Below are 16,428 nucleotides of genomic sequence, written 5' to 3' on the forward strand. Positions count from 1 at the left end.
TTATCCGCTAATCGCAATTCCATCCACAGCAAGCATAGCTTCGCCTAGAGCTTCGGATAACGTAGGATGAGGATGGATCGTTTGTCCAACTTCCCAAGGCGTTGCGTTCAGCACCTGAGCCAAAGCCGCTTCAGAAATGGAATTGGTTACGTGTGGTCCAATCATATGCACACCAAGAATGTCATTTGTCTCACTGTCAGCGATCACTTTCACGAAGCCGTCGGTATCGCCGTAAACAAGTGCTTTCCCGATCCCTTTAAAGCTGAATTTGCCTACTTTTACTTGATGGCCAAGATCGATTGCCTGCTGTTCCGTGTACCCTACGCTAGCTATTTCAGGTCTTGTATAGGTACATTTTGGAACCAGATGCGCTTGAAGCTCATGCGGGGTTTGCCCTGCAATATGTTCGGAAGCTGCAATCCCTTCATGTCCAGCCATGTGCGCCAGCATTAATCCGCCAATCACATCACCGACCGCATAAATGTGGGATTCCGTTGTTTGCATATAACGATTCACACGAATGACGCCTTTATCTATTTTGATATCCGTATTTTCAAGTCCGATGCCTTCAACATTGGCTACTCGGCCGACAGAAACAAGCACTTTCTCCGCTTGAAGTTCAATCATCTCGCCTTGCTTGTCCGCTTGCAGAGTGACCGATCCCTCAGCTATCTTAACAGAGTCAGGCAGCACTTTTGCGCCAGTCACCAAGTTAATGCCGCGCTTTTTGAACAAGCGCTCAAGTTCCTTGGATATATCGCCATCTTCCAGGCTTACCAACTGTTTCTCATACTCAACCACTGTCACTTCAACACCGAAATCACGCAGCATGGAAGCCCACTCAACACCGATCACGCCGCCACCGATGATGATGATTGACTTCGGAAGCTCTTCCATCCGCAGGGCATCTTCGCTTGTCATAATATGTGTGCCATCAATCTCAAGTCCCGGTAAGCTGCGAGGTCTGGAGCCGGTAGCGATCACCAAGTTGCTCGAAAGCAAGGTTTCGATATCGCCGTCTTCCTTCTCAACAGACACGGCTCCGCTGCGCGGTGAGAAAATCGAAGGACCGATAATACGTCCATTTCCATAATGAACGGTAATTTTATTTTTCTTCATAAGGAATTGCAGCCCTTGATGCAGTTGATCAACAATACGCTGCTTGCGCGCCAGCACGCTATCGAACTTCAGTTCAAGTGAGCCTGACGTAATCCCGTACTCCTCACTTTTTTTCATTGTCGCATACACTTCGGCGCTTCGAAGCAGTGCTTTGCTTGGAATACAGCCCTGGTGCAAGCAAGTCCCTCCAAGCTTCTCCCTTTCAACAACAGCCACCGTTTTGCCCAGCTGAGCAGCCCGGATAGCAGCCGTGTAACCGCCAATCCCGCCGCCTAGCACAACAACATCATATCTATGTTCACTCATTATGTAATTCCTCCTATAGCACTAAGTACCTTCATATGTATACGCTAGTCTCTACTATATTACCCTTTTTTGGTTGCGAAATCATAGTCTTATTTGTGAATTAGACAGGCAAACCGTTTCAGAGTATGATGATAGAAATACCATGATACCTTGATGTAAGGAGCAGCTATGAAAGCACCATTTTACCGATTTATCGCCATTCTTCTACTCGTTATACCCGGTTTGACAGCAACTTATGGATTTCTCTCCATGAAAGACGCCTTTTTCGCTCAATTCGACACGGATAGCCACATGTTGTGGGGAAAATTTATTCTAGGCCTTATTCTTTTTCTATTGGGTGTTGCTTTTATTGGTGGGTGGACCTTTTTCCGCGACCGCAAACGCAATTATCTAGCTCCTAGATTTAAAGCCAAGCGACGCAAATAGACCGGACCCTCAACTTCTCAAGTCCGGCCTAGACGGTCTAGCCAATTTAAGAATCGGTTCCGCTCGATCAATGCGGTAATGGAGCTCACTTCAGCCTGCTTATGCAGCAAGATGAGCACGATAGCAATCAGACATTGAAACTCCCATGGAAGGGTCATGATGACGGTATATCCAAGCGTAAAACCAAGCAGGTTCGCTCCGGCATCCCCCAGCATGGCCCTCCCCCTAACATCCATACGATATACCCAATAACCGCCTAGGCATACTGGCCATATAGGAAATAATTTAGATATACTAACGCCAGCCAACATCATTGTGCTTACCAGCACAACAGTCACTACACCTGTGAAAAAAAACTTAAGCGAACGCCCTGGACGCACGTCAAGTAAATTCAATGTATTCGTCATCAACATAAGCAAAACCATTTGCCCCCCTATCCACCAGATAGGGGTTTGTTCATTTCGGGCTGAGAGCACCAGCCATCCAGATGCTGTGGCGATTCCCAGCGCCTTTACCGCTCCCATGGAGAAGATTTTCGTTTCTTTCCAGTAGCGATAATGGCCTTTTAAACCCTTCACAGCTTTGCTGCCGATTAAATCATCCGTCCAACCAAGCAAGAAAATGAGGGTGGCAGCAAAAGTAAATACCAGATGGTTCGTGTTCGTATCAAGCAATTCGATCATCGTCAACGAACCTATCTGCAAATACTGATTTACCCACTCACCCAGTTGTAAAATAAGCTCCTGAAGCCATAGAAGCAGCCATAGAAGCGCCCCCAACCCGCGCGGAACCACCTGACCGGCATAGTTGGTCTCGACTTGACCATGGCCCTCAAGGAACCTCTGAACGTGCGGCAGCAGCCATCGCCCTGCCGCTGCAATCACAATCAGATCGAAGATCGATCCGATGAGTACCATACATGCTTTCTCTCCTTCCAGCGAGAAAGCAACGCCAAGCTGACCGCGGCAAATTGCTTGCCGCGGTGCACAAACCCGTGCCAATCTCGCCCCGTCTCCCGATGCGAGATTGGCACGTCCAGCTCAACGATGCGCAGGCCGCGCCGCGCCGCATCGATGGTTAGCGCGACTTCCACGCCGAAGCCGCGTCGAAGTTCACCAAGCTCCCGCAGCCGATCCGCGCGCACAGCGCGCTGGCCGGACAAGGGAGCTTCGGTCTCATAGCCGCTGAGACGGCGGATGCCGCGGCGGGCTAAGCCCTTCACCAAGCCGAAGCCGGCCTTGGTGCGAGGCGGCGGCAGCTTCGCGATCGCCATGTCCGCTTCGTGCCGCAGCAGCGGCTCGATGAGAACGAGCGCCCTCCCGGCTGTTGACCGCAGGTCGGCGTCTAGAAAGAGCAGCAGATCGCCTCTGGCCTCGGCGACACCTGACTGCATAGCCGCCCCCTTCCCGCAGCGGCGTTTATGCTTAATCAGCTTGTCCGCCCACGGCCAAGCGGCTTCATACGTGTTATCGTGGCTGCCATCATCCACCACGATAATTTCAAATCTCATTGCCGGATTGTACAACAGGTCCGCTTGATCCTGCAGATGTCGAAGCGTGTGTTCAATGCTTCCCTCCTCATTCCAAGCAGGAATGATAATGGATATGTATGGTTTCATCCTTCACCTCCGAGTTTCCACACGACATGGGCTACCCGCTTCACAATCCAATGCAGTTGAAATAGACCCAATGCGATAAAAAAGAGCGAAAGAAACAAGGTAGAACTAGCCTCTTTCGTCCAACCGCGAGGCTTATATAAGATGCCTATACTCTTAATATCCACTAGCCGCGCTCCAACTTTCATTCTTACCAGGAGCGTGCTCCCCATGCCTGCTCTTCCTTTTTCCAGAAAATCAATCATATGCGTGCGCGCGCCTACAGTAACTAGCACTTCACACCTCTTCTCAAAGGCTAATAACAAGGCCATATCCTCGCTCGTACCAAAGCATGGAAGCACATGGGCAGACAGCCCCAACGCATTCGTGCGTGAAAGCCCAGGTGCTGTTCCATCCGAGTAGGCATGAACAACGATTTCTGCACCGCAGGAGAGCGCCTTGTCTGTGACACTGTCCATATCCCCAACAATTAAATGAGGCAAGTAACCACACTCCAGAAGAGCGTCCGCTCCGCCGTCCACCCCGATAAGCACCGGATTTACCTCGGCAATATAAGCTTTTGCTGCAAGCAGATCCTTTTTATACCCTTTTCCTCTAGAAACAATCAACACATGTTTATCTTCCAAATTCGTTTGGATAGCAATCTGCGGAAGCGGCTCCATAACCGCGTGTATCTCTCGCATGGCGTAGGTTAGCGTATTGTCAATGAAATGCTCCATCAGCTGCGTCGTCCGTTCATTCGCAAGCTGCTGCATGCTGAGCCATTTTTCACGCGTAAAAACGCTGCAAGGAATCTCCTGATCCTCCAGGAGGATCCGATCCTCATAGACCGTAATTTCCGCATTTGTCTGAAAGGCTTCGAATACAGCGGCATCCGCTTCCCAAACCGGAATCTGCTCTTGAAGCAACATGAGAGGACCATGAGTCGGGTACCTGCCGCTCATCGTTAGTTCACAATTAATAACAGCCTTTACCTTCTGATCGATAAGCGCTTGTGCGGCTACTTCATCGAGGTCACGATGCTGGAGCACAACGATGCGTCCAGGGGGTAAGTCACGAAGCAGTACTTTCGTGATCGCGCCTACGCTAATTTTCCCTTTGAAATGCGGCAGCGGCTTAGAAGAAAACAATGACAGCGAGGACCAATTCAAAATAGACACCGACTTTCCTTTCGTCTATAGATACTATTATTTTGTCCTCTGCCATGAAATTCTATGTATATTATGCCCAGTAAATGGTAAGCATTGAGGTTATATTCTTGAGGAAAGGAGGAAAACATCCATGGAGCTAAACATGAGTGCAGAGGAAGTGCTAGGCCATATTGTACAGCTTCACAGCACAGGGGAATCACTAGCTAAGAAAAATGTGAAGAAACTGCATCCTGATCTAATGAAAAACGCCCTGTATTACTACCCGAGCTGGGAACACGCCTTGCAAAAGACAGGAGTGGGCAATATTGTTCACTAAACATACATAGACACACATAGAAAAGCTCCGAGAGGCGGTTTGCCGCCCTCGGAGCTATTTTTTTACCTTATTCCTCGATAACTTCCCATTCCACCTGGATCATGCGGTCCACCCAAGTACGGATCTTGATTTCTATCGCACTCTCTATCTCTTCCTCCGTCATTTCTCCAAGCTTATGTTCAGCGATTTCCAACACATCTTGCTTCACCGTGTCGCCGGCCACAGCCAATTGAATGCTGATACGCAAATCACTCACCCTTTTCGACTCACCTATAATTTAATTACATGAAAACTTTCCATTGCGACTAGTCCCGTGAATATTTACAATGAAGAAGTGCTAGAAACATTCCACAACGAAAAGAGGAACGTCCTATGTCCAAATCGCAAGCACAAAAACTGCGGCAGCGCCATTTACGAGAAGGTAAACTCGATCCTGCCATTCATCGTCTACACTGGAACGGCGTGAATCCCGTATCTAAGAAAACCCCAAGCTTGAAGGAATTACAAGCCAAACAACAGCATAAGCACAAATCAAGGAATTTGAACCATAAGCATGGGGACGATTCCTTTTTTCATGAAATCGAAATACCCTGTTCAGCCGCATAGTGGATGAATGCTTCTTTCTCATCAGGACGAAAGGTGTACTTGCAATCAAACCCGTTAAAAAACAACTTCCACTCCGTAACGACGCCGTCATCATCCACCGCCAACTCAGCTACATATAAGGAATCAGGCTCATCTTCGAATTGCAGACCGATATGGAGCTGCACCTTGCCTTCCACGATTTCCTGTTCACAATAATCGATTATCACCAGCGTCAGGGCCTCCTATTGAAATAAAGCTTTTTTATTTATATAATATACTAATGCGCCCAAGCTAATAAAGATAAGGGCATGCTAGTAGGAGGAATTACTTATGGCTTATGATCCGCAAGTAGTAGACGCAACAATCGTTAGTGATAATAAAAAAAATGGTCTTTTCGAAGTGGTCGTTTCATTGAAAGACCGGAACAAATGCCGTTTATTCTTTGAAAGAGATTCCGAAACTGGAATCGGCAGAGTTACCGATTTGAATAGATTGATGAAAGAACCTTGCCCGATCTGCCGCAAAGATTACCTTTGCAACTGCCTAGACCGTTATAAAGAATCCATTGCAGATCAAGCTTTAACACTTATAAAATAATATTTGAAGCTACAAATGGTTGGACAGGAGGATTTCCTGACCAACCATTTTGCTTTATTTCGCCTTATATTGCTCACAGGCACGAATCCATCCTTGCACAATCCTCGGATTCGAAGCGAAATGCAAATGTGTGTAGCCGGCTACAAGATTGCCTTTGGCATACCCTTCTACTTTAATCCCAATACGTCCACTCGATTGAAATGCTGCCGGAATAACGGCACCCTCCGCCGCTTCAAACGTGGAATAGTGAAACTCATGACCACGTGCTTTTTCCTCAGATGAGAGTAAGTAGTTGTCTTCATTCATCCCCGTTACTTCTCGGTAGCCTAACGCAGCTAATTTCTTCTGCATGGTCACCTTCCCCGGAACAATTCCTACCATGTCATAAGCTTTTCCTGTCGTATCTACAATTTGCTCCGTTAAATACATGAAACCGCCGCATTCTGCCAACGTTGGGAGGCCTTCCGCAATGCATTTGCGGAAAGACGCCTTTACCTGCTCGTCAGCTCCTAAGCGCTCAGCAAATTCTTCAGGAAACCCGCCTCCAATATATAAGCCATCCGCATCCGATGGAACTCCTTCACCTGCAAGTGGCGAGAAGAAAACGCACTGAGCACCTCCCGCTTCCAGTAATTCGAGGTTTTCAGGGTAATAAAAGTGAAACGCAGCATCCTTGGCTACCGCAATTTTAACACGCTTCGGAGAGCTAGGATTAGCGCCAGCAAACAGCTGTGACCTACTTTCAACAGGCATGGCCAACGCTACTTCTAGTAGCTGGTCCAGATTCACATAAGCGGCTACCTGTTCAGCCAACTTGTCAAAAAAGGACTGCAACTCGCCCCTTTCGATCGATGGGACAAGCCCTAGGTGCCTTTCTGGGAGCTCAATACTCGCATCACGCGGCATGTAGCCAAGAACAGGAATTCCGCATTCCTGCTCAATCGCTTGTTTCACCATGTTGTAATGGCCTTCACTGCCGGCACGATTAGCAATGATTCCGACAATGTTGTCGCCTTGCCCAAATTGCTGAAAGCCTTTGACAATGGCTGCTGCACTTCTTGCCATGCTTGCAATATTCACAACGAGAATGACAGGAGCGTCTAGGATACGGCCAATGTCAGCGGTGCTTCCTTCGTCTCTTGATGGATCTTTTCCATCAAACATCCCCATGACCCCTTCGATAACTGAGATATCGCAGTCGCGGCTTCCGCGAACGAACAGTTCTTTCATACCCTCACGGCCTACCATCCATGAATCCAAGTTACGGGAAGGCCTGCCGGTTACAGCCGTATGATAGGTCGGATCAATATAATCAGGGCCGCATTTAAATCCTTGAACCGATAATCCTCGTTTTTGCAAAGCGGCCATGATACCAATCGACAACGTTGTTTTCCCCACGCCACTGCCCGTTCCGGCAATAACCAATCTACGTGTCACGCATTTATTCATAGATGGTCCGATATAGCCCTTCTAGTAAACTTTGATAGCTGCTCGCTTCGTAGGTTATTTCCGAGAATGAAACATGAATGACTTTGTTGCTCGTTTTGACAAGAAAAAAACTATCTTCTGCCCGTTCCGGGTCGATATAAGTATAGCATTCGAGCTGGCTGCTTCCTGTTTTTTGACGTAAAAACTCCGTAGCTTCCGCACTTGCATTCGCATATTTTGGCATGTTTGAATTCCTCTCAAACTAATAAAGTCATAATAAAGTCATGCTTACTAGTATAACTTATTTCTTTATGAAAAATCCAAACACCAAAAAACCCGGTGCAGCACCGGGTCTCTTTGAAAAAACCATATTCATTTTAATGGCGCTTTTTTCCTCTTCAGAGCCAGATAACCGCCTAACAGCGAAACCGGCACAATAGCGAAGAAGCCAATAAGCTCATACCATAAAGGGATACCGTTATTGCTCAGCATCGAATCAAACCCGATAGCTGCCCCAATGACACCAATACATGCAGCATTAACATATTCCGCACGTTTCGCTACCTTAGCTGCGACATACCCACCAAGAAACGACCAGAATAGGCCAATTACTAAAAACAACAGCAATAACATGACATTCGAATAAAATGTGCTTACATCCTGCTCGTTCACTGGGCTATTCCCGAAGTATAGGCTGCCGAATAAAACAGTTGATACCAAAGTCCCCAAATTATCAACCGCAACGCCTAGCAGTACACCCAGGAAATGAAATTTTCTTTCACTTTTTTGCTCAACCATAAATTATTCTACTCTCCTGATTACTTGTCTACATCCCACTCATCATACCATGCTGAGGACCTAGTATCCAGTTTCTTACCATCCCTTGCGACTAGCTTCGCATCTTCCACCAAGCAGCGGTCGGTAATTCTCCTGCATGTACGCTAACGGTTTGGCCGATTTTTGGCGTCGCAATACGGACGTGATTTTGATTAGCTGCCTTTACCGCCCGTTCCACGGGATCGAACCAATCATGCAACGCTAAGGTAAAAGCCCCCCAATGGATCGGAATGAGCAGCTTTCCTTTCACATCAATATGGGCTTGTACGGTCTCTTCAGGCAGCATGTGAATATCAGCCCAGCGTTTGTCGTATTGACCGCATTCCATTAACGTAACATCGAAAGGGCCATACTTCTGACCAATCGCTTTGAAATGATCGGAATACCCGCTATCCCCGCTGAAGAACACATTAGACTGCTCGCCTTTGATTACCCATGAGCACCAAAGCGTAGCCCCGCGGTCTGTCATGCTCCTTCCTGAAAAATGATTTGCCGGCGCACAAGCAAATGTCAGCCCATCATAGGTGAACTCATCCCACCAGTCGTACTCCGCGATTTTTTCCGGTGGAACACCCCACCTTTCCAAATGGCCTCCGACCCCAAGCGGGACCAGAAATTTATTTACTTTGTGTTTAATTTTCAGAATTGAACCATAATCCAAGTGATCATAGTGATCATGAGATAAAACAACAGCATCAATGACAGGGAGTTCCGCGACTTCAAATGGCAAACCGCCGCTGTATCTCCCTTTCCCGAACCAAGGAAAAGGCGAAGGTGCTCTGCCAAACATAGGATCGAGCAAAAGCGCCTTACCATCGATTGTAAGCAATGATGCTGAATGACCGAACCAAGTTACTTTCGTTTCAGCGTCCTTTTGCAGAATAGGGGCATCCATGACTAAGGGTATGGTTGGACGTCGATTTGGTGCACTTTTGGTAAATTCGCGCAAAATACCCAACGTCGTTTTTAAGTTCATCTCCATCATCGCTGGCACAGGATTTTGAAATTTCCCTTGAACAAATTGGGGGGACCGCGATAATTTCTGTACTTTTTCTTTGGACGGTCGGCGCCCAAAAACCGGATATCCGTACATAAATATAACAATTACAACAATAAGCCCCACTATAATCGCAAGTGTTGGTAACAAATTCTTCGCAGCCTCCAAGCTTTACCTTACGGTGATTAGTATGTTTTGACTTAGATGTATAACGTAAATATGCAAAGATTGGTTCCAAATTTTTTTTGTAATTCGGGACAATAGCACAATCAGTCAAGTTGCCCAAACATTATTGGAAAATAGTCATAAGCTATCTCGAAACACAAACCAAATCTCAGTTGGAGGTTGATTCGGATGAGTTGTGGAACTGGTGGGTACACTTCTTCAGCAGCAATCTTGGTTCTTTTCATTTTGCTCGTAATCATCACTAGCGCATTTGTTTGGTAATTAAACATTACAGAAAGGCTACCTACTTGCTAGGTAGTCTTTCTGGCATTCCCCCTAAAACATACATTTATTATTTAATTTACAGCGGGCTCGCTTGTGATTAATTCATATAGATCGCTTACTTCGCACCCTAAAGTATCAGCAATAGAAATTGCCGACTTCAGTGGCATGATTCGCTTGTTTTCCACGAAATCAGAGAGCTTCTCAGGCTTATAATGCAAAACTTGTGCTAATTCCCCCATCGACATACCTGAATCTTGCAGACGTTCACTTAGCAGACACCTGCCGAGTTCATATTTCATTGCCAAAAACGCCTCCGCTCCATCTTGTTGTAATAAAATAATAAAACCCAATAAACCAAAGTGGTTCATTGGGCCCTATATATGGTTATAAAGATTCTAACTGTCTCAAGAAACCTTATGCTCAATTCTGAGCTTATCTGCCACCATCGCGATAAATTCGCTATTCGTCGGCTTCGATTTCGAGATATTAATGGTGTAGCCAAAAATGAAGGAAATGCTGTCGATGTTGCCGCGCGTCCAAGCGACTTCAATCGCGTGGCGAATAGCGCGTTCAACGCGGCTAGGCGTTGTTTTGTACTTTTCAGCGATAGCCGGGTAAAGCGTTTTGGTGATCGCGCCTAGAATTTCGATGTTATTATAGACCATCGTAATCGCTTCGCGGAGATATTGATATCCTTTAATATGCGCAGGAACGCCGATTTCATGTATGATGCTTGTGATATTAGCGTCCAAATTTTTGCCTTTAGGCATATGTACGACATTTGCGCGCGGAGTTGAAGACGAAGAAGTTGTCGCATTTGTTTGAGTATTGCCAACAAGCTGGCGAATTCGATTCGTTAATGTTTCCATGTCAAAAGGCTTTAGTATGTAATAAGAGGCTCCAAGTTGTACAGCCTTTTGCGTAATGTTTTCCTGACCGAACGCTGTCAGCATGATGATTTTGGGTTGAGCAGGTAGATTCATTTCCCTCATTTTTTCGAGTACGCCCAAACCATCCAAATGAGGCATAATAATATCTAAAATGAGTACGTCAGGTAATTCACGTTGTTGCTCGAGAAAACGAAGAACTTCATTACCGTTATACGCGACCCCTACAATTTCCATATCCTCTTGCTCACCAATGAACTCAGATAATAAATGCGTAAACTCTCGGTTATCGTCGGCTAGTAATACTTGAATTTTTTGCAACGTAAAATCCTCCTTTAGCTACTGGGCAGGTTTGGTTATTTCTCTCTTAAGAAAGGTATTCGACACCCCAACTTAAATTCCTTCTGTCGAATATTATTTTTCTTTTCTTTTATTTCACTTTCTTATATAATAATATATTTATCTTCTGCATACTACATTTTTCGACAAATTCAAAGTAAAACGGATAATCCTCTGTAGAACCAGGTAAAAATATAATAAAGAATCAAAGGCTCTTAGCTCGCCTTTGATTCTTTGAAAGTCGCTCCGTTAGAAGGTCTAAGAATAATCCCTGAGTCTTGCAGCATCCACTCGATAAAACAGCCATAGCCGCTTGTAGGATCATTAACAAACACATGCGTGACGGCGCCTATGAGTTTCCCATTTTGAATAATTGGGCTGCCGCTCATCCCTTGCACGATCCCGCCAGTTTTATCTAACAAACGAGGATCTGTGATTTTGATGACCATGCCCTTCGTTCCAGGCGTGTCCTGTTTAGATACATGAACAACTTGAATATCGAACTTCTCAACTTTCTGGCCTTCTACTACGGTATATATTTGTGCTGGACCTTCCTTCACTTCCTCAGCGAAAGCAACAGGAATAGCTTCTTTATCCAAGCTATGGTCGGGAGCAGCATACATTTTCCCGAAGATACCGAAAGCAGTGTTTCGTTCGATATTGCCAATTACTTTACTGTCTTTGTAAAGCGTAGCATGCTTTTCGCCAGGATCGCCATTATGGCTTTTGGAAATTGAGGTCACATTTGAGTACACGATATCGCCGTCACCCACAATAATTGGCGTCTGAGTGTCCATATCCGTAATGACATGCCCTAGAGCTCCATACACACCCTGATCAGGCGCATAGAAGGTCAGAGTGCCAACGCCTGCCGCTGAGTCGCGAATATATAACCCTAGACGATAAGACTTGTCTACTACATCATAAACAGGTTGAAGTTTAACCGAAATCTCTTCATTGTTGCGAAGGATTTTGAGATCCAGAGGCGTTTTGCTTTCTCCGGATTTGGCAACCAGGTCCGCAACCTTACTGACATCCTTCGAATCCTTGCCATTGATTTTGGTAATCAAATCGCCGACTTGAATTTTTGCTTCTTCACCAGGCGAAACTTTTTGGTCTGGGGCAACAGTTACCAAGTGATGACCTACCACCAGAATACCGGCAGACTTAATCTTCACTCCAATAGTTTGACCACCGGGAATGACTTTCAAATCAGGTACGACATTCACTTTCACCGTTTTAATGGGGATTGCGCCGAACAGCTTGAGCTTCATTTCTGTTTGCCCAGAGTGATCGGATTGTAATGAAATGGGTTCGTTCAGATTAACTTGAAATGAGTGCTGAGCATTGCCATTTACTTTCACAATGTCCGTGTCTTTGACTGTCACTTGAGCGCTAACGGGCATCGTTAATTGTAGCTGCTTCCCTTGGCCGCTAAACAAGCGGAGTTCCTGGGGGAAGGAGGCAAAACTTTGAAAAGGCGGAGACAAACTTACCATACAAACGAAGAAGACGAGCAGGAGTCCGAACAATCTTTTCCTTTTGCTGGATTGCAATATCTTCACGCTCCCTCACACATCCTTAGGCCCTGACGAACTGCGTCGTCAAATGCGTACCTATAAGTTAACCCCACTCCCCTTGTTTTATAACTGAAAATGATGACTATCTATACTTTCATACCCTTGTTTTCTTATTTCTTGCCATGGCAAGCATTTCCCCTGCGTGATGCAGCGTCGTTTCCGTCACTTCTACACCACCGAGCATCCGGGCCAATTCTTCAATTCGTCCAGAATCCGGCATATCTTGGACGCGTGTGAACGTTCTGTCTTGATCGACTTCTTTGCGGATGTAGAAATGGACATCAGCGAAGCTTGCGACTTGTGGTAAATGGGTAATCGAGAAAACTTGACAGCTGCCTGACAAATTAGACATTTTCTCTGCGATCGCTTGAGCCGCACGTCCACTTACCCCTGTGTCAACTTCATCGAAGACGAGTACAGGGATCTGATCAATTCGCGCAAAAATGGTCTTCATGGCCAGCATAATCCGCGACAGCTCTCCGCCTGAAGCGATCTTGCTTAGACCGCGAAGCGGTTCACCTGGGTTGGGCGCCATCAGAAATTCGATATGATCAATCCCCTGACGCGAAAATTTCACTTTCGTTCCTTCGACTTCTATCCCGTTGCGCTCGTCAAGCACTTGCTCGACTTGGACGCGGAACTGGGTGCGTTCCATCTGCAGATCGCGAAGCTCGTGCTCAATCTGAATGGCCAGCTGCTGAGCGATCTCGCGGCGCAAATTAGAAAGATCAAGAGCAGCGACGCCCAATTGCTTTTCCAAGGCAGCAAGTTTCTCCTCAATTTTGCGGATATGCTCGTCCTTATTTTCAATGGTGTCGACTTCCGTTTTTATTTTATCCAAATAAGCAAGGATCTCTTTTATATTCTCTCCATATTTTCGGCGAAGAGACGTGATCGTATCCAATCTTTGTTCAATAAAATCCAAACGTGATGGGTTGAACTCAATACCTTCTCGATAATCGCGTAATTGGTAGGCGGCATCCTCAAGCTGATAGTAAGCAGATTGCGCTTGTTCTAGCAGTGGCGTGAGAATTGCCGGGTCCAATTGTACGATATCTTGAATTCTTGAAACCGCCTTACCGGCAGCATCTAAGCCGCGGTTCGTTGCATAAAGGAAATCATAAGCTTCGGACGTGCTCTGATACAACCTTTCCGCGTTCGAAAGCTTGCGCTTCTCTTCGGCCAGCGTTTCATCCTCGCCAATCTTCAGCTTTGCAGCAGATATCTCATCGATTTGGAAACGATATAAATCCAGCATCTGAAGCGCTTGTTTACTCGTTTCCTGAAGCTCCCTCAAATCTTTATGCAGCTTCATATATTCGTCATAAGTAGATTGATAGATTTTTTTTGCCGCAGCAATTTCCGCATCCCCGAACAAATCAAGAGAATGGATGTGCTCTTCATCGTTGAGCAGCGATTGATGCTCATGCTGTCCATGGATATTAACGAGCCATTCCCCCGTTTGGCGAAGCATCGTGAGGTTCACAAGCTGCCCGTTAATACGACTCGAGCTCTTCCCAGTTGCCGTGATCTCTCGGCGGATAAGCAAATGCTCGCTAGGATCAGCCTGAATACCGAGCTCTGTCAGCGTGTGCCAAACCGGATGAGTGGGCGGAAGCTCAAACATCGCTTCTATCTCTGCCTTGTCTGCTCCATAACGAACCAAATCAGAAGAGCCTCTTCCGCCAACAATGAGCGTTAACGCATCAATGATGATTGATTTCCCTGCGCCTGTTTCCCCCGTTAGGACATGAAACCCCATTTTAAATCGGATATGCACATGTTCAATAACCGCCAAATTACGAATCGATAATTCTGTAAGCATGTATTCCTCCTGGCTTTAAGATAATAAGGACATGACTTCGTTTACAAAAGTAACGCTTTTCTCTTTGCCGCGGCAAATCACAAGAATCGTATCATCACCGCAAATGGTTCCCATGACACCTTCCCACTCCAAATTATCAATCAGTGCACAGATGGTGTTCGCAGTACCCGGCAAGCATTTCATCACAACAAGATTATCGGTACTGTCAATGCTCACAAAATGGTCGCTAAGCGCTCTACGAAGCCTTTGCATAGGGTTAAAACGTTGATCTGCCGGCATGGAATATTTGTATCTCCCGTCGTCTAACGGGATTTTAATGAGGTGTAGCTCCTTAATATCTCGGGAAACCGTTGCCTGTGTAACATGAAAACCAGCTGCCCGCAGGGACTCCACTAACTCATCTTGTGTCTCAATTTCGTGATTCGTAATGATTTCCCTGATTTTTACATGCCTTTGACCTTTCATGCCTACACCTCTATATGGAATGTGATTTTTTTGATTTTATTCATGGCCATATCGACATAAAGCACCCCGTCAGCCTCCGGATAAATAAGACTGTAAGCCAGCAGCATATCGCGAATAGAGCTGCCTGTCATTTCAAGCGGTTTGCGATCCTTGGCTACTTTAACCAGATAAATGTGATCATCCTTCTGGACAAAATAGTCAATAAACAGCCTGCTTTCCAGCTGATCTTTGTCGTTCACGGTCATGGAGATTGGAATTTTGGTTTTACCGGCCAACACATCAAAACCAGCGCCTTCCAGCAGCTCAACAACTTCATCCTGAGGAATTTCTGAATGTCTTGGAATTCTGATTCGCTTTTTCGTTGGCCCGTCCAGCCACCTCTGAAATCGAAAAAAAAGAAAACCTATACCTACAATCAGGATCAACAAAATGACTGTGACATCGCCTCTCTCCATGCCCCTCACCTCGCCATAGTATTCGCGGATAGTGTCCGAAAATCCTTTTTATGAAGCAAGGATAAACGACTTCTTCGTCCTTTTTTGGACGAGCGCGTTTGTCAAGGTAGATGCGAAGCAAAAGTAAAAACTTATACTTTCTTATCTACTGAAAAAACCCATCTCTGGGCCGCAAAAAGGGTGCTCAAAGATGAGTTTATTTGCCATGCAATTTTTGTGCTTCTTTCACGGTAAGGGCAATGAGGTCTTTCAGCGAAGCAGCGTCAGCAAGCGTGGCATCATCATTCGAATCGCTTGACCAGTAAGCTAAAAATTCAATATTTCCTTCCCCACCTGTAATCGGTGAGTACGTTAATCCTTTCAATCGAAAACCAAGCTCTTCAGCAAAAGTGAGTACCGTGGTCAAAACTTCGATATGCACGTCAGGATCCCGTACAACACCTGATTTGCCCACTTTCTCGCGGCCTGCTTCAAACTGAGGTTTAATGAGCGCCACAACGGCTCCCTCGTTCAATAAGATTTCTTTAAGCGGAGGTAAAATAATGCGCAAGGAAATAAAAGAGACGTCAATACTGGCAAATGTAGGCCGCGGGCCTTTCAAATCTTCCATTGTAGTGTAACGGAAGTTCGTTCTCTCCATCACTTGGACGCGCTCATCATTACGAAGTGACCAGTCCAGTTGATTGTAGCCTACATCAACGGCGTAAACCATGGATGCGCCATTTTGCAGTGCACAATCCGTAAACCCGCCTGTGGATGCGCCAATATCCACCATCACAGCGCCAGCTAGATTGATCTCGAACTGCTTTAGCGCCTTTTCCAGCTTAAGGCCGCCTCTGCTTACATAAGGATGAAGCGCCCCTTTCACTTTCAACACAGCTTTTCGGCTGATCTTCATCCCCGCTTTATCTGCGGGTTCTTCATCAGCAAAAACAAGGCCTGCCATAATGGCGGCCTTTGCTTTTTCCCTACTTTCAAAATAGCCTTGCTCCAAAAGCAATAAATCCAATCGTTCTTTATCCGATGACATTGTGTTTGTCTTTACTCCTA

The 16,428-nt window shown here is 46.0% G+C and carries 22 protein-coding genes; 5 read left to right on the forward strand and 17 right to left on the reverse strand.

The window, feature by feature from the left end; translation table 11 throughout:
• Positions 1 to 1,425 (reverse strand): dihydrolipoyl dehydrogenase, encoded by a 1,425-nt coding sequence (gene lpdA, locus AC58UW_RS13070; protein ID WP_497421068.1) that lies wholly within the window; start codon positions 1,423 to 1,425, stop codon positions 1 to 3.
• Between the two features lie 168 nt (positions 1,426 to 1,593).
• Between lpdA and AC58UW_RS13075 the strand changes: the two genes are divergently transcribed.
• The gene (locus AC58UW_RS13075; protein ID WP_445559643.1) at positions 1,594 to 1,851 is read left to right on the forward strand and encodes a DUF2627 domain-containing protein; all 258 of its coding nucleotides are present in this window, start codon (positions 1,594 to 1,596) and stop codon (positions 1,849 to 1,851) included.
• A 17-nt stretch (positions 1,852 to 1,868) separates the two neighbouring features.
• Here AC58UW_RS13075 and AC58UW_RS13080 read toward each other — a convergent pair whose 3' ends face one another.
• The 3 genes from AC58UW_RS13080 to steA are packed head-to-tail and all read right to left on the reverse strand — an operon-like array spanning position 1,869 to position 4,596.
• On the reverse strand, positions 1,869 to 2,768 hold the full coding sequence (locus tag AC58UW_RS13080) for an MraY family glycosyltransferase (RefSeq protein WP_497421069.1): 900 nt from the start codon (positions 2,766 to 2,768) through the stop codon (positions 1,869 to 1,871).
• Positions 2,738 to 3,469, reverse strand: coding sequence for a glycosyltransferase family 2 protein (locus AC58UW_RS13085; protein WP_497421070.1), 732 nt, complete (start codon positions 3,467 to 3,469; stop codon positions 2,738 to 2,740). Before AC58UW_RS13085 ends, AC58UW_RS13080 begins: the two co-directional genes overlap by 31 nt.
• On the reverse strand, positions 3,466 to 4,596 hold the full coding sequence (steA, locus tag AC58UW_RS13090) for a putative cytokinetic ring protein SteA (RefSeq protein WP_497421071.1): 1,131 nt from the start codon (positions 4,594 to 4,596) through the stop codon (positions 3,466 to 3,468). Before steA ends, AC58UW_RS13085 begins: the two co-directional genes overlap by 4 nt.
• Before the next feature lie 151 nt (positions 4,597 to 4,747).
• On the opposite strand from steA, the gene AC58UW_RS13095 reads away from it, so the two are divergent.
• On the forward strand, positions 4,748 to 4,933 hold the full coding sequence (locus AC58UW_RS13095) for a hypothetical protein (RefSeq protein WP_157319941.1): 186 nt from the start codon (positions 4,748 to 4,750) through the stop codon (positions 4,931 to 4,933).
• Positions 4,934 to 5,000: 67 nt separating this feature from the next.
• Here AC58UW_RS13095 and AC58UW_RS13100 read toward each other — a convergent pair whose 3' ends face one another.
• Positions 5,001 to 5,189 (reverse strand): hypothetical protein, encoded by a 189-nt coding sequence (locus tag AC58UW_RS13100; RefSeq protein ID WP_497421072.1) that lies wholly within the window; start codon positions 5,187 to 5,189, stop codon positions 5,001 to 5,003.
• A 116-nt stretch (positions 5,190 to 5,305) separates the two neighbouring features.
• On the opposite strand from AC58UW_RS13100, the gene brfA reads away from it, so the two are divergent.
• Positions 5,306 to 5,539: a ribosome rescue factor BrfA gene (brfA, locus tag AC58UW_RS13105; RefSeq protein WP_497421073.1), complete on the forward strand. Its 234-nt coding sequence runs from the start codon at positions 5,306 to 5,308 to the stop codon at positions 5,537 to 5,539.
• On the opposite strand, the gene AC58UW_RS13110 is transcribed toward brfA, so the two are convergent.
• Positions 5,506 to 5,745, reverse strand: coding sequence for a hypothetical protein (locus AC58UW_RS13110; protein WP_497421074.1), 240 nt, complete (start codon positions 5,743 to 5,745; stop codon positions 5,506 to 5,508). The two genes, brfA and AC58UW_RS13110, sit on opposite strands and share 34 nt — an antisense overlap.
• Positions 5,746 to 5,848: 103 nt before the next feature.
• Between AC58UW_RS13110 and AC58UW_RS13115 the strand changes: the two genes are divergently transcribed.
• Complete coding sequence (locus AC58UW_RS13115) at positions 5,849 to 6,115, forward strand: hypothetical protein (RefSeq protein WP_127449685.1); 267 nt, start codon at positions 5,849 to 5,851, stop codon at positions 6,113 to 6,115.
• Between the two features lie 54 nt (positions 6,116 to 6,169).
• On the opposite strand, the gene AC58UW_RS13120 is transcribed toward AC58UW_RS13115, so the two are convergent.
• From AC58UW_RS13120 to AC58UW_RS13135, 4 genes are all read right to left on the reverse strand, one after another.
• Positions 6,170 to 7,552 carry a cobyrinic acid a,c-diamide synthase CobB gene (locus AC58UW_RS13120; protein WP_497421075.1) on the reverse strand — a complete coding sequence of 461 codons (1,383 nt, stop codon included), beginning with the start codon at positions 7,550 to 7,552 and terminating at the stop codon, positions 6,170 to 6,172.
• A gap of 4 nt (positions 7,553 to 7,556) precedes the next feature.
• Complete coding sequence (locus AC58UW_RS13125; RefSeq protein WP_497421076.1) at positions 7,557 to 7,787, reverse strand: hypothetical protein; 231 nt, start codon at positions 7,785 to 7,787, stop codon at positions 7,557 to 7,559.
• 128 nt (positions 7,788 to 7,915) lie between these two features.
• A complete protein-coding gene (locus AC58UW_RS13130) occupies positions 7,916 to 8,341 on the reverse strand; it encodes a hypothetical protein (protein ID WP_497421077.1) in 426 nt (141 codons plus the stop codon).
• A 91-nt stretch (positions 8,342 to 8,432) separates the two neighbouring features.
• On the reverse strand, positions 8,433 to 9,527 hold the full coding sequence (locus tag AC58UW_RS13135) for an MBL fold metallo-hydrolase (protein ID WP_497421078.1): 1,095 nt from the start codon (positions 9,525 to 9,527) through the stop codon (positions 8,433 to 8,435).
• Between the two features lie 204 nt (positions 9,528 to 9,731).
• Between AC58UW_RS13135 and AC58UW_RS13140 the strand changes: the two genes are divergently transcribed.
• The gene (locus tag AC58UW_RS13140; protein ID WP_167053606.1) at positions 9,732 to 9,824 is read left to right on the forward strand and encodes a YjcZ family sporulation protein; all 93 of its coding nucleotides are present in this window, start codon (positions 9,732 to 9,734) and stop codon (positions 9,822 to 9,824) included.
• 74 nt (positions 9,825 to 9,898) lie between these two features.
• Here AC58UW_RS13140 and AC58UW_RS13145 read toward each other — a convergent pair whose 3' ends face one another.
• From AC58UW_RS13145 to AC58UW_RS13175, 7 genes are all read right to left on the reverse strand, one after another.
• Positions 9,899 to 10,195, reverse strand: coding sequence for a helix-turn-helix domain-containing protein (locus AC58UW_RS13145; RefSeq protein ID WP_497421079.1), 297 nt, complete (start codon positions 10,193 to 10,195; stop codon positions 9,899 to 9,901).
• A gap of 36 nt (positions 10,196 to 10,231) precedes the next feature.
• The gene (gene spo0A, locus AC58UW_RS13150) at positions 10,232 to 11,035 is read right to left on the reverse strand and encodes a sporulation transcription factor Spo0A (RefSeq protein ID WP_497421080.1); all 804 of its coding nucleotides are present in this window, start codon (positions 11,033 to 11,035) and stop codon (positions 10,232 to 10,234) included.
• A 233-nt stretch (positions 11,036 to 11,268) separates the two neighbouring features.
• Positions 11,269 to 12,609: a SpoIVB peptidase gene (gene spoIVB, locus AC58UW_RS13155; protein WP_186456210.1), complete on the reverse strand. Its 1,341-nt coding sequence runs from the start codon at positions 12,607 to 12,609 to the stop codon at positions 11,269 to 11,271.
• 118 nt (positions 12,610 to 12,727) lie between these two features.
• Positions 12,728 to 14,458 (reverse strand): DNA repair protein RecN, encoded by a 1,731-nt coding sequence (gene recN, locus AC58UW_RS13160; RefSeq protein ID WP_497421081.1) that lies wholly within the window; start codon positions 14,456 to 14,458, stop codon positions 12,728 to 12,730.
• 15 nt (positions 14,459 to 14,473) lie between these two features.
• The gene (gene ahrC / locus AC58UW_RS13165; protein WP_145655440.1) at positions 14,474 to 14,923 is read right to left on the reverse strand and encodes a transcriptional regulator AhrC/ArgR; all 450 of its coding nucleotides are present in this window, start codon (positions 14,921 to 14,923) and stop codon (positions 14,474 to 14,476) included.
• A 2-nt stretch (positions 14,924 to 14,925) separates the two neighbouring features.
• Positions 14,926 to 15,378: a hypothetical protein gene (locus tag AC58UW_RS13170; RefSeq protein ID WP_497421082.1), complete on the reverse strand. Its 453-nt coding sequence runs from the start codon at positions 15,376 to 15,378 to the stop codon at positions 14,926 to 14,928.
• Between the two features lie 196 nt (positions 15,379 to 15,574).
• Complete coding sequence (locus tag AC58UW_RS13175; RefSeq protein ID WP_497421083.1) at positions 15,575 to 16,408, reverse strand: TlyA family RNA methyltransferase; 834 nt, start codon at positions 16,406 to 16,408, stop codon at positions 15,575 to 15,577.
• Positions 16,409 to 16,428: the final 20 nt, after the last annotated feature.

It is taken from the genome of Paenibacillus sp. J22R160, from assembly GCF_059692135.1.